Annotated in this window: 9 protein-coding genes; 5 read left to right on the forward strand and 4 right to left on the reverse strand. The window is 64.4% G+C overall.

Translation table 11 applies throughout. The features are described from left to right. Window positions 1-346: 346 nt before the first annotated feature. From ACXAHG_RS22755 to ACXAHG_RS22765, 3 genes are all read right to left on the reverse strand, one after another. Window positions 347-1,330 (reverse strand): capsular polysaccharide export protein, LipB/KpsS family, encoded by a 984-nt coding sequence (locus ACXAHG_RS22755; RefSeq protein ID WP_475060998.1) that lies wholly within the window; start codon window positions 1,328-1,330, stop codon window positions 347-349. 127 nt (window positions 1,331-1,457) lie between these two features. Further along, complete coding sequence (locus ACXAHG_RS22760) at window positions 1,458-3,671, reverse strand: NADP-dependent isocitrate dehydrogenase (protein ID WP_475061001.1); 2,214 nt, start codon at window positions 3,669-3,671, stop codon at window positions 1,458-1,460. A gap of 343 nt (window positions 3,672-4,014) precedes the next feature. Further along, window positions 4,015-4,512 carry an SH3 domain-containing protein gene (locus ACXAHG_RS22765; protein ID WP_475040371.1) on the reverse strand — a complete coding sequence of 166 codons (498 nt, stop codon included), beginning with the start codon at window positions 4,510-4,512 and terminating at the stop codon, window positions 4,015-4,017. 218 nt (window positions 4,513-4,730) lie between these two features. Between ACXAHG_RS22765 and ACXAHG_RS22770 the strand changes: the two genes are divergently transcribed. From ACXAHG_RS22770 to ACXAHG_RS22790, 5 genes are all read left to right on the forward strand, one after another. After that, window positions 4,731-5,717 carry a 2-hydroxyacid dehydrogenase gene (locus ACXAHG_RS22770; RefSeq protein ID WP_475040373.1) on the forward strand — a complete coding sequence of 329 codons (987 nt, stop codon included), beginning with the start codon at window positions 4,731-4,733 and terminating at the stop codon, window positions 5,715-5,717. A 37-nt stretch (window positions 5,718-5,754) separates the two neighbouring features. Beyond that, entirely contained in the window at window positions 5,755-7,533 is a 1,779-nt protein-coding gene (gene ggt / locus ACXAHG_RS22775; protein ID WP_475061003.1) for a gamma-glutamyltransferase, read from the forward strand. Window positions 7,534-7,650: 117 nt separating this feature from the next. Beyond that, entirely contained in the window at window positions 7,651-9,054 is a 1,404-nt protein-coding gene (locus ACXAHG_RS22780) for an FAD-binding oxidoreductase (protein ID WP_475061005.1), read from the forward strand. 524 nt (window positions 9,055-9,578) lie between these two features. Next, window positions 9,579-9,926 (forward strand): hypothetical protein, encoded by a 348-nt coding sequence (locus ACXAHG_RS22785; RefSeq protein WP_475061008.1) that lies wholly within the window; start codon window positions 9,579-9,581, stop codon window positions 9,924-9,926. Window positions 9,927-10,143: 217 nt separating this feature from the next. Further along, entirely contained in the window at window positions 10,144-12,651 is a 2,508-nt protein-coding gene (locus tag ACXAHG_RS22790) for a GcvT family protein (RefSeq protein ID WP_475061010.1), read from the forward strand. A gap of 226 nt (window positions 12,652-12,877) precedes the next feature. On the opposite strand, the gene ACXAHG_RS22795 is transcribed toward ACXAHG_RS22790, so the two are convergent. Beyond that, entirely contained in the window at window positions 12,878-13,294 is a 417-nt protein-coding gene (locus ACXAHG_RS22795; protein WP_475040385.1) for a VOC family protein, read from the reverse strand. Window positions 13,295-13,466 lie beyond the last annotated feature (172 nt).

The following is a 13,466-nucleotide window of genomic DNA, read 5'->3' on the forward strand; positions in this document are numbered from 1 at the left end:
GCACTGCCGCGCCGATGGTACTTGGGCTAAAGCCCTGGGAGAGTAGGTCACCGCCAAACCTAGTAAAATCCAAAAAATCTCTCTGAACGATGATATAGAGCAACCGCTGTCAGCCCTCCGCTGTGCAGCGGTTTCTTGTTTTAAACCCCTTGATGGCGCCCCTAAACGGACGGCCGCTAACGGACGGCCGCTGGACCTTGGAACCAGTGCCGCAGCCGGTTGCCTCTGGCTCAGCAGGAAGCAGGGCAGGCAAGGGCATCTGGCAGGATTTCCAGACCAGCGGCCTCTACGGCTGATCATGTGTATGCCTAGGCGGCGGCGTGCCGCCTCGCTTGCAGCGTGTTTGTCAGCCCTGAAGCAGGCGGCGCCAGGCCCGGTCTTCGAAGCCGGTTTTTTGCGGCTCCAGCATGTTCCGGCCCAGGAACCAGTACAGATACCGCTCAAAGGGAAATCCGGCAAAGGCCTCTGCTGCCCGCTTCAGGTTTCCCCTCAGCTCCGCTTCTGTGCGGCAGGCCAGAGTGGCGTGGTGATAGTCGGTCCTGGCACAGGTCAGCACCGGCTTGCGGTGCATCAGCGCTTCGAAGCCCACAGCGGAGTTCTGCGACACAACCCTGTCTGAGGCTGCGATCAAATCATGCACGCTGGCGCTGGTCAGCTCTGCATTGCCGAGCTCCGCGCAGAGCGCCTCAAGCGCGCGCAGTGCCGCCGCATCCTGCAGCGGGTGCGGTTTGACATAGACCGTGCCCGGCACTGCGGCGCAGGCTGCGGCGATCATCTCTGCCGTGGTCAGGTAATGCACCGGGTCGCGGTATTTCTCGATGTCCTGCACAAAGATGGCGGCCGCGGCCGGCGGCAGCCCGCCGGGTCTCCGCGCGGTCTGGGCCCGTTTGGACAAATTGCGGCCAAGGACGCGGCTGCGGAGCGCCTTGAAAAACGCCTCTGCCGCAGTGCCATCCACGCTGTCCGGATCAAAACGCTGTGCGGCCAAGCTTGAATTCCAGTGGTAGCCCTTGGGATCCAGATACCAGAAGCCGCGCAAGTACCCGGGCTGGGCGTGAAAGATGCGCGCACCCTGAGGACGCTTCGGACCGATGACGATCTGCAGATGATCCGTGCCAAGCACCCCGTAGGACAGCACGTCCTCGGCGTGAAGCAGCAGCGGCTTGTACCCATGCGCCGCGGCGCTGGCGCCGATTTTCTCAAAGAAACCGCAGCCGCCCTCGAGGATGTGGCGGAACCAGGCTTCCTCGGCATGCACGATCAGCGGCAGTTTGCGGCTGTCAAGCTGGCGCAGGTGGTTGAGTTTCCTGAAACTTCCCCGGTTGGACATGGGTTGCCTGTTTGCTGCTGCCTTCGTTTCTGGCCCGTGCCGGCTGGCGGGTCAACCCATGGAGGAAGTAGACAAAGATGCCCGGGACGGAAAATCCCGGGCATCCTTGATTGTACTGCTGTGCGGATCAGCCGATGATGGCGTTCAGCGTTGCGCTGGGGCGCATCACCTTGGCCTTCAGCTCCACGCTGGGGCGGAAGTAGCCGCCGATGTCGGCAGGCGCGCCCTGGGCGGCGGCCAGCTCACCCAGGATCTGTTCTTCCTTGGCGCCCAGCTCTTCCGCGATGGGGGTGAAATGCGCCGCCAGATCCGCGTCGTCACTCTGAGCTGCCAGCGCCTCGGCCCAGTAGCGGGCAAACCAGTAGTGGCTGTCGCGGTTGTCGGGCTGGCCGACCTTGCGCGAGGGCGAGCGGTTGTGGTCCAGGATGCCTTGGGTCGCGTCCTCAGCCGCGCGGCCCAGCACGCCGGCCTTGGCGTTGCCCTTGGCGTCGGCCAGGAAGTTCAGCGACTCGCCCAGGGCGCAGAATTCGCCCATCGAATCCCAGCGCAGGTGGTTTTCCTCAACCAGCTGCTGCACGTGCTTGGGGGCGGAGCCGCCAGCGCCGGTTTCAAACAGCCCGCCGCCCTGCATCAGCTTGACGATCGACAGCATCTTGGCCGAGGTGCCCAGTTCCAGGATCGGGAACAGGTCGGTCAGGTAGTCGCGCAGCACGTTGCCGGTGATGGCGATACTGTCCTTGCCTGCGGTGATGGTTTCCAGCGACTGGCGTGTCGCTTCGCGCGGCGCCATGATCTGGAACTTGTCCGCAACGCCGGCCTTCTCCAGCGCGGGCTGAACGTATTTGATCAGCTCGGCGTCATGGGCGCGGTTTGCGTCCAGCCAGAAGATCGCCTCCGAGCCGGTCAGCCGCTGACGGTCCATTGCCAGCAGGATCCAGTTCTCGATCGGCGCCTTCTTGACGGTGCAGGCGCGCCAGATGTCGCCGGTTTCCACGTCATGCGAATGCAGCGTATCGCCGTTTGCCAACACGATGCGGATGGTGCCGTCTGCGGGGGCCTCAAACGTGGTCGGGTGGGAGCCGTATTCCTCAGCCTTCTGGGCCATCAGGCCAACGTTGGCGACCGCGCCTGCGGTGGTCACGTCCAGCGCGCCGTTGGCTTTGAAGAAATTGATGGTCTCGTCATAGACGGAGGCATAGCAGCGGTCGGGGATCACGCAGTTGGTGTCGCCCTTGTTGCCGTCCTGGTCCCAGCCCTTGCCGCCGGCGCGGATCACCGCGGGCATCGAGGCGTCGATGATCACATCGGAAGGCACGTGCAGATTGGTGATGCCCTTGTCGCTGTCGACCATATACATGTCCGGACGCTCGGCGCGCACGGCTTCGATGGCGGCGGTGATTTCGGCATTGCCTTTGACGCGCTCCAACAGGTCGCCCATGCCGGAGTTCGGGTTCACACCCAGCGCCTCCAGCTCGGCGCCGTATTTGTCGAACACCGGCGCCAGCCAGGCCTTCACTGCGTGGCCGAAGATGATCGGGTCGGAGACCTTCATCATGGTGGCCTTCATGTGCAGCGAGAACATGGTGCCGTCCGCCTTGGTGTCGGCAATCGCTTCGCCGAGGAAGGACGACAGAGCCTTCACAGACATGAACGTGGCGTCCGCCACGGTGCCTTCTTCCAGCGCCCAGCCGTCTTTCAGCACGGTGATGGCGCCGTCCTTGGCGGCAAATTCGATCCGGGCGTCACCGGCCTGAGCGGCGGTGATGGTGGCGGACTTCTCGTTGGCGTAGAAGTCGTTGCCCGGCATCGAGGAGACCTTGGTCTTGCTGTCCGCGGCCCATGCGCCCATCGAATGCGGGTTCTTCTGGGCGAAGTTCTTCACGGCCTTGGCGGCGCGGCGGTCGGAGTTGCCTTCGCGCAGGACCGGGTTCACCGCGGAGCCCTTGATCGCGTCATAGCGGGCGCGGGCGTCTTTTTCGGCGTCACTCTTGGGCTCTTCCGGGTAGTCCGGGAGGTCATAGCCCTGGGCCTGCAGTTCCTTGATGGCAGCGGTCAGCTGCGGCACCGAGGCGGAGATGTTCGGCAGCTTGATCACATTGGCGTCCGGGGTCTTCACCAGCTGGCCCAGCTCTGCCAGGTCATCGCTCTGGCGCTGTGCGTCAGTCAGGTTCTCCGGGAAGGCGGCGATAATGCGGCCGGCCAGCGAAATGTCCTTGGTGCCGACGGTGACACCGGCGGCGGCAGCGAACTTGCGGATGATCGGCAGGAAGGATGCCGAGGCCAGTTCGGGCGCTTCGTCTACAATGGTATACAATATGTCCGGGGTTTGATTTTCTGCCATGTTCCACAACCTTTCAGCGATCTCGGAGGCGTTTATGACGTCAGCCGGGCCAGGCCCGTGCCGGGGGTTATTCCAGTGGTGTTCCAGCGCAGCCTAATGGGGGCGGAACGGGCTTGGGAAGCCATTGATATTGTCCCCATGTAGAGCAGGATTGCTGCAGGTGCAATGGTGCGGTGCCCGGGAAGCCCGCGCAGATTGCCGCGGCAGAGGGGAGTGGCGCTGCCCGGCAAGTATAGAAACGGGGTGCTGCCCCGCAGGCTTGGTTGCAAGAGGGGCGCTGCCCCTCTTGGGCCGCCGGCCCAATTCACCCCGGAGTATTTCTGGAAAGATGAAAGAGCCGGGGCTACTCGCGCAGCTCATCCGGTGCGACGCCCCAGAGCTTTTTCTTGGGCGCCCAGCCGCTGTAGCCGCCGGCCGAGATCTCGCACCAGTCGGTGGCGCATTCGCCGAGGCGCGCCACCACGCCCAGTTCAAAGGCAGCGGTTACAGGCGCGCGGGTGTCGGGGCGGGCGTGCACGGTCAGCATGTCCTCTTCCACCAGCACAGTGCGCACACCGGACAGAAGTGCGTAATGCACCCAGCCGCCGGCACCGTCACGGTCCTGCACCCGGCGCCAGTGGCCATACTCAGCGGTGATCTCCAGCGGCATGCCGCGGCGTTTGAACACCCAGTCGATCTTGTGGGTCAGCGACGGGCCGCGGCGCACATTGCCGGTGGCGGCCTTCATTGAGACATAGCGGGGCAGGGGAAGGTTGGTGACAGGGCCGCGGGATTCGGCTGCACAGGCTGCGCCCGCCAGCGCCAGGGATACCGCTGCCGCTGCCAGATGGCGGATTGCCATTGCCGCGTTTCTCACTGCCTGCTCGCCTCTTCTTGCCCAGCCGGGTTATGCCCAGCCTCTTGTTCCGGTCTTCTGCCCGTCTTGTTATGCCCCCGCAGCACCCGGCAAATTTCCGGTCTTGCGGGGCAGGGAATGCGGTTGGGTTCTTGTGCCTCTGCGCATCCTGCGCCACGATGCCATGGAGGCGTGCAAAATGAAAAGCCCAAGGGAGAGCACAAGTGCCAAGAGACCGACTGAGTGTTGTTGTTACGCGACGGTTGCCGGAACCTGTGGAAACCCGGCTGAGCGAGCTGTTCGATGTGCGCCTGCGTGAGGATGACACGCCGATGACCAAAGCTGAGCTGGCCGCAGCCCTGAAAGAGGCCGATGTGCTGGTGCCAACCGTCACCGATACCATCGACGCAGGGCTGCTGGGGCAGGCGGGCGAGCGGCTGAAGCTGATTGCCAATTATGGCGCCGGGGTCGATCACATCGACGTGGCGACCGCCCGGCAGCGCGGCATTCTGGTATCAAACACCCCTGGTGTATTGACTGACGACACCGCCGACATGGCGATGGCGCTGATCATGGCGGTGGTACGCCGGATGCCCGAAGGCCTGGCGGTGATGCAGAAAGGCGACTGGCAGGGCTGGGCGCCGACGGCGTTCCTGGGCGGGCGCATCGCGGGGCGCCGTTTGGGTATCCTGGGCATGGGCCGGATCGGTCAGGCAGTGGCCAAGCGCGCCGCCGCCTTTGGGATGCAGATCCATTACCACAACCGCCGCCGCCTGCGCCCGGAGATCGAAGACGCGCTGGAAGCAACCTATTGGGAGAGCCTCGACCAGATGGTGGCGCGGATGGATGTGATCTCTGTCAACTGCCCTTCGACGCCCTCCACCTTTCACCTGATGAACGCACGCCGTCTGAAACTGATGAAACCTTCGGCAGTGATCGTGAACACGTCGCGCGGCGAGGTGATCGACGAGCACGCGCTGACCCGGATGCTGCGTGCGGATGAGATCGCGGGTGCGGGGCTGGACGTTTATGAGCATGGCACCGACATCAACCCGCGCCTGCGCGAGCTGCCCAATGTGGTGCTGTTGCCGCATATGGGCTCGGCCACCATCGAGGGCCGGATCGAGATGGGCGAGAAGGTGCTTTTGAACATCAAGACCTTTGAGGACGGCCACCGTCCGCCGGATCAGGTTGTGCCGTCGATGCTGTGAGTGCGTCTGCGCGGCTGGAAGTAACAGGAGGGTTTTCATGAAGTATATGATTCTGGCCTCTGCCGCACTTGCCGCAAGCACTGCCGCTGCGCAGGAGGCCTCGGACTCTGTTGCCCCCGAAGCGGCAACAGCCGGCAGTTTTGAGGCGATTTCCCCCGAAGTGGCCGCCGCGCTGGAGGCCAAGGCCGAAGGCCGGCCGGTGCAGGCGGACAACTGGATGGTCGCGGCTGCCAACCCGCATGCGGTGGAGGCCGGGGCGGCGGTGCTGCGCGCAGGCGGCACGGCTGCGGATGCGATGGTGGCGGTGCAGACCGTGCTGGGTCTGGTGGAGCCGCAATCCTCAGGCCTTGGCGGCGGTGCGTTCCTGGTCTGGTATGACGCTGCGACGGGCGAGCTGACCACGCTGGACGGGCGCGAAACCGCGCCGCTGGCGGCCACGCCGACCCTGTTTCAGGATGAAAACGGTGCGCCCTTGAAGTTCTTTGATGCGGTTGTCGGCGGCCGCTCTGTTGGCACCCCCGGCACGCCAGCCTTGCTGGAAGCGGCGCATCGCCGCTGGGGCCGTGCCAATTGGCCATCGCTGTTTGAACCGGCGATCACGCTGGCGGAGGAGGGCTTTGCCGTCTCGCCGCGTCTGGCTGCCCTGGTCGAAGGCGACGCCGAACGGCTGGCGCGCGCCCCGGCGACCGCGGCTTATTTCCTGCCGGATGGTACGCCCATTGCCGAGGGCGCAACGCTGCTGAACCCGGACTATGCTGCCACCCTGCGGGCGCTGGCAGAGGGCGGGGCCGGGGCGTTTTATTCCGGCCCAATCGCGGCTGAGATCGTGCGTGCCGTGACCGGCGCCGAGGGCAATCCGGGCGTATTGTCCGCCACTGATCTGGCGCTCTATCAGGTCAAGGAGCGTCCGGCGGTCTGCGCTGCCTACCGCGATTTCGAGGCCTGCGGCATGGGGCCGCCGTCCTCCGGCGCGCTGACCGTGGGGCAGATCCTGGGGATGCTGGAGAGCTATGATCTGGCCGGGCTGGGTGCAGCCAGCGCCGAGGCCTGGCGGCTGATCGGCGATGCCTCGCGCCTCGCCTTTGCCGACCGGGGCCGCTATATGGCCGACAGCGACTATGTGCCGGTGCCCACCCATGGGCTGGTGGCGGCGGACTATCTCGCCAGCCGTGCCGACCTGCTGCAGGGCGATGATGCGCTGCCCGAGGTGGCGCCGGGCGCTCCCGAATTCGACCATGCCTTGCTGGCCGATGATGAGTCGATTGAGCTGCCCTCGACCTCCCATATCTCCATCGTGGACCAATACGGCAACGTGCTGTCGATGACCACGACCATCGAGAACGCCTTTGGCTCACGGCTGATGGCGGGCGGGTTCCTGTTGAACAACGAACTGACGGATTTCTCCTTCCGCACCCATGTGAATGGCGTGCCCATCGCCAACCGGCTGGAGCCGGGCAAGCGGCCGCGGTCCTCCATGGCGCCGACCATTGTGCTGAAGGAGGGCAAGCCGGTGCTGGCCATCGGCTCCCCCGGCGGCAGCCGCATCATCGGCTATGTGGCCAAGTCGATCATCGCCTGGGCCGATTGGGGGATGGACATCCAGGCGGCGCTGGCGCTGCCGCATCTGGTCAACCGCTTTGGCACCTATGATGTCGAGGGAGGCACCAGCGCGGAGGATCTGACGGAGGCGCTGACGGAAATGGGGTATGAGGTCAACGCCCGCGACCTGACCTCCGGCCTGCACGCGATTGAGATCGGCGATGGGCTGAAAGGCGCGGCGGACCCGCGGCGCGAGGGGATTGCACTGGGCGGTTAGACCGGACGGGCTGGGGCGGCTACGGGGTTCTGGGTATTGCTGAACTCCGGTAGCGGCGCGTAGGTTAACAGGTGAATTGTTCCGGGGCGCCGCGCCCTGCTGCCAGGGGAGGCCGCCATGGTCCAAGCCACATCACTGCCGCGCAACGAGGCCGGGATCGCCGCCGCCATTGATGCGCTGAGCCAGCAGTTCGGCGACCGGCTGCAGACCGGCCAGGCCATCTGCGAGCAGCACGGCCACACCACCACCTGGATCACCAACCAGGCACCGGATGCGGTGGTCTTCCCCGCCACCACCCGCGAGGTTTCAGACATCGTCAAAGTCTGCGCCGAATACGGCGTGCCGGTCATTCCCTTCGGCACCGGCACCTCGCTGGAGGGGCATGTCAACGCGCCTGCTGGCGGCATCTGCGTGGACATGATGCGGATGGATCAGATCCTGGCGGTGCATGCAGAGGATCTGGATGTGGTGGTGCAGCCCGGCGTCACCCGCGAGCAGCTGAACACTTATCTGCGCGACCAAGGCCTGTTCTTCCCGATTGATCCCGGCGCCAATGCCTCGCTTGGCGGCATGGCGGCCACCCGTGCCTCCGGCACCAACGCGGTGCGGTATGGCACCATGAAGGACAACGTGCTGGGGCTGGAGGCGGTAATGGCCGACGGCGCCGTGATCCGCACCGCGCAGCGGGCCAAGAAATCCTCGGCCGGCTATGACCTCACGCGCCTCTTGGTGGGCAGCGAGGGCACATTGGGCCTGATCACCGAACTGACGCTGAAACTGCAGGGCATCCCAGAGGCGATCCGCTCTGCCCGCTGCTCCTTCCGCACCGTGGATGAGGCCTGCCGCGCGGTGATGATGACCATCCAGTACGGCATCCCGGTGGCCCGCATTGAGCTGCTGGATGAGATGAGCGTGCGCGCCGCCAATGCCTATTCCGGCCTCGACCTGCCGGAAAATCCGCTGCTCTTGCTGGAATTCCATGGCTCCGACGCGGGCGTGGTAGAGCAGTCGGACATGTTCGCCTCCATTGCTGAAGAATTCGGCGGCTTCGACATCGCCGCCACCTCGACACCGGAGGAGCGCAGCAAGCTCTGGCAGGCGCGCCACGACATGTATTGGGCCAGCCTGCAACTGCGCCCCGGCGCCAAAGGCCTGTCCACCGACGTTTGCGTGCCGATCTCGCGGCTGGCGGAATGCGTCAGCGCGGCGCGCAAAAAGGCCGAGAGCATGGGGCTTCTGGCACCGATGGTCGGCCATGTGGGCGACGGCAACTTCCACGCGCTCTTGCTGATTGACATGGACAGCGATGCGGAACGCCAGAAGGCGGATGAGTACATCGGCTGGCTCAACGAGATGGCGATTGAGATGGATGGCACGTGCACCGGCGAGCACGGCATCGGCCAGGGCAAGCGCCCCTATCTGCAGCAGGAACTGGGCGACGCGACCCGGTTTATGGCCGCGATCAAGGCGGCACTGGACCCCGAGAACATCCTGAATCCGGGCAAGATCGTCGAGATGTAAGAGGCGCGCCACCGCAGCCGCTGCGCAGACGGCAGAGTTTGAGTATTTGGGGAAAGATGAAAACACTGGGCCTGCGCCTTCATCTTTCTCCAAATACTCACTGCACAGCATCAGCGGCACGCGCAGTACCCGGGCTGTTGCGCAACCGGCGCACGCCCCTGTCACGGCATCTTAAATCCGATGTGCCATGATGCTTCCCGATCGCGGTCACCCGCCGGGCCTGACACCCCCGGCACCTTGGAACAGGGCCCATTGGCACGGGCACGCACAGACGACGTTTCGCGTGCGGGAGCAACCCTCCCGTCCCGCCTCCGCCCCTTGGCGGCGCCGCCATTCCTTACCGCTGGCCTTTTAAGATCAGTATCAGGCAGACAGCAGCAGCAAACAACCGGCAGGGCACGGCCCGCGCCGGGCTGACGCGATTGCGCTGCATTCTTCCCCGAAATGCCGGATTGCTGCCGCAATTTCGCGCCAGGTGCTGACTTCCGATGGACAGGCAGCATTTTGCGGATCCGGAGGGCAGCATGGGACTGAAGAAAGCGATGGGCATCCTGGTGTTCAGCACTCAGGCGGTGATCGGCTATGACTACTATATCCAGACCCGCGATGCCGGCCTCAACTGGGGCGATCTCAGCGCCACCGATTACAGCACCATTTTGCAGGACCGCTTTGCCCGGGCCCGTGACGCCAGGGAAACGGCAAGCCTGGCAGGGGACGGGGCAGAAGGGCAGGCCACGGTCTGGCAGGAGGCGGCAAGCTATGGCAAGCGGCTGCTGTCCGGCGGCGAGCAGGTGGCGCAGGCAGACGCCGCCGGGGCAGAGGCAGAGCCGCAGCCGGTCTGCATCCGCCGGGGCAATGCCCTGGATTGCTGACCGCAGTCTTTGGCCGCAACAGCAGGACAGCAGGGGGCCGCGGCCCCCTTTTTGCTGCGCAAAAAACGCCATTCCCGTCAAAATTTGCAGCAGAATCCGGTATGCTGTGGCGCGCAAGGTCGGTTTTGAGTGTTTTTGCGTCGGCCTGATTTTGCGCGGAATTCAATGCGCGGGCATAACCGTCGCCAAGAATCTCACAAAGCTGGAGAGCCGGAGAATGAAAACCCAAGTCAAAGCACTTGTTGTTGGCGGCGGCGCCGTCGGCACCTCGATTGCCTATCACCTGGCCAAAGCCGGCTGGGAAGACGTCATGCTGATCGAGCGTGACGAGCTGACCTCCGGCTCCACCTGGCACGCAGCCGGCCTTCTGCCGCTGTTCAACATGTCCTATGCGACCACCCACATCCACAAGTACTCGGTCGATTTCTACAAGACCCTGGAAGAGGAAACCGGCCTGAACGCAGGTTTCGCCGTGGTGGGCAACCTGCGCATGGCACAGACCCAGGAGCGCATGGACGAGTACATGCTCTATGCCTCCACCGCCGAGACCTGCGATGTGGCTTATGAATGGCTGACCCCGGAGCAGATCAAAGAGCGCTGGCCGCTGATCGAGACCGGCGATCTGAAAGGTGCGATCTACCACACCGAAGACGGCTACATTAACCCGGCAGACGTGACCCAGGCGATGGCCAAGGGCGCCCGTCAGCGCGGCGTCGAGATCGTCCGCAAGCTGCAGGCAGACGCGTTCCACTGGACCGGCACCCACTGGGAAGTCACCTGCACCAAGATGGTCGAAAAAGGCGGCAACCTGGTGCCCTCCGACGAGCAGGTGGTGATCACCGCCGAGCACGTCGTGACCGCATCCGGCAACCACGCGCAGCGCACCGCCAAGATGCTGGGCATCAAAATGCCTGCAATCCCGGTCGAGCACACCTTCATCGTCATGGACAAGGACCCCGAGCTGGTCAAATGGCGTGAAGCCGGCAACCCCGAGCACCCCGTTGTGCGCGACGCCGACAATGAATCCTATGCCCGCGAAGAGCGCGGCGGCTGGATCCTGGGCATCTACGAGCGCGGCGCACCGGCGCAGTTCGAGCACGGTGTTCCGGACAGCTTCCGTGCCGACCTGTTCCCGCTGGATCTGGACCGGATCGCAGAACAGTACATGGCAATGGCAGAGCGCGTGCCGTCCTGCGCTGAATCCGGCCTGAAAGACGACTTCAACGGCCCGATCTGCTACACCCCCGACGGCAACCCGCTGGTCGGCCCGGCTCCGGGCCTGCGGAACATGTGGCTGGCGGAAGGCTTCTCCTTCGGCATCACCGCCGCTGGCGGCACCGGCTACTACCTGGCGCAGATGATGGTGGACGGCGAGGCCGAGATCGACATGGCGTCGCTCGACCCGAAACGCTACTCCTCCAACTGGATGACCACCGAGTTCGCGGCCCGCAAGAACGAAGAGTGCTATGAGCACGTCTACATCCTGCACCACCCGGACGAAGAGCGTCCGGCAGCCCGCCCGCTGCGCACCGCGCCTGCGTTCGACCGCCAAAAGGCCCGCGGCGCACAGTTCGGCTGGGTCAACGGCTGGGAACGCCCGAACTACTTCGGCCCGCTGGACGCACCGGAAAACTTCGACCACGACGCCCGCTCCTTCCGCCGCGGCGGCTGGTGGCAGTATGCTGTGGAAGAGGCGAAAGCCGTCCGCGAAGGCGTTGGCCTGATTGACGCAACCGCCTTCACCAAGCACGTCGTCAAAGGCCCCGGTGCCACCCAGTTCCTGGACTGGTTCACCTGCAACAAACTGCCGAAGGTCGGCCGCATCAACCTGACCTACGCGCTGACGGTCTATGGCACCACCCGCACTGAGTACACCATCGTCCGCAACGGCGAGAACAACTACTATCTGGTCTCCGCCGGCGCCTGGTCCGAATATGACGCGGACTTCCTGCGCAAAGCGGCCGAAGACAAGATGGAAGAGTTCGGCTATATCGAGATCCAGGATGTGACCAGCCAGTGGGGCGTCTTCGCCATCGCAGGCCCCAAGTCCCGCGATGTGCTGAAAGAGGTGATCGTCGACGCCGATCCGGAAACTGCACTGTCCAACAAGCGCTTCCCCTGGCTGTCGGCCAAGCAGATCGAACTGGGCATGTGCCCGGTCAATGCGATCCGCGTGGCCTACACCGGTGAGCTGGGCTGGGAACTGCATCACCCGATCGAGATGCAGAACTACCTGTTCGACCTGCTGGAGAAAGCGGGCGAGAAGCACGGCATGAAGCTGGTCGGTGCGCGCGCCCAGAACTGGCTGCGCCAGGAGAAATCCTACCGCGCCTTCGGCAACGAACTGGGCCGCGACGCGACCCCGCTGGAAGCCGACCTGCCGCGCTTTGTCGATCTGGAGAAGGACTTCCACGGCAAGGACAAGCTGGTCGAGACCGGCGTCCGCGTGAAGTGCTGCACCCTGCTGATCGACGGCCCGTCGGACGCCGATCCCTGGGGCCGCGAGGCGCTCTATGCCGCAGACAGCACCCGTGTGGGCCGCCTGACCTCTGGCGGCTACTCGGTGGCCTTCGAGAAATCCATCGGCATGGGCTATGTGAAGCCTGACTACGCGGTGGAAGGCACCAAGCTGAAGGTCAAGATCCAGGACAAGCTGTGGGATGCGGTCGTCACCTGCGACAGCCCCTACGATCCGAAGAACGAGACCATCCGTCAGAACGGGTGATGTCCGGTCCGGACCCCTCGGGGTCCGGCAATCCGTCCGGTGGACGGATTGAGGAGATCACGGGCGGAGCCCTGGATTTGACGGAAGAGATGAAGAAGCCCCGGTCATTGGCCGGGGCTTTTTTGTTAGGGCCGCATGATCTCCACGCTCGGCCAAAGCGTCAGGCGGTAGGCACATTGGAATGACACAAGCCGACAGAGGGCGCCCGTGGTTTGCGTAGCCTGCGCTATCTGTCCCGCCCCGGCTCGCTTGGGTCACTTGAAAACAGCGCAATCTTGTTGCCCTGCGGGTCGCGCAGGTAGCCGACATAGAAGCGCGGCCCGTAGGAAGCGCGGAACCCCGGCGGACCCTCGTCAGAGCCGCCTGCGGCAAGGGCGGCGGCGTGCAGGTTGCGCACCTGCTTTTGATTGCGGGCCTGGAATGCGACCATCGACCCGTTTCCAGCCGAGGCCGGGCGCCCGTCGAAGGTAGGCTTGACGTAGAAATCAGGCAGAACAGGAGACTGCCCCGGCTGAACGGGCAGCGCGAAACTCAGCCCTTCTGGGCCTTCCTCCAGGCCGTAGCCGAGAGCCGGCAAAAACGCAGAATAGAAGCGTTTCGCAAGAGCAATGTCATCCGCGCCGACTGTGACATAGGCAATCATGCAGGGGTGTTCCTTCCGAACGTGCGGCCATTCACCTAAGACTTCTGCAAGTTTGTAAGGTGGCAGGGGCTCCGGCTCAACACCGGGGTCTTCAAATCAACCCCTCCCGCCCGTCGCCATTCGGATATGAAATCCGAAGGCTCCCGTTGGGCCAGGCAGGGCGCGCTAAAGG

The organism is Leisingera sp. ABD4_442 (assembly GCF_056160905.1).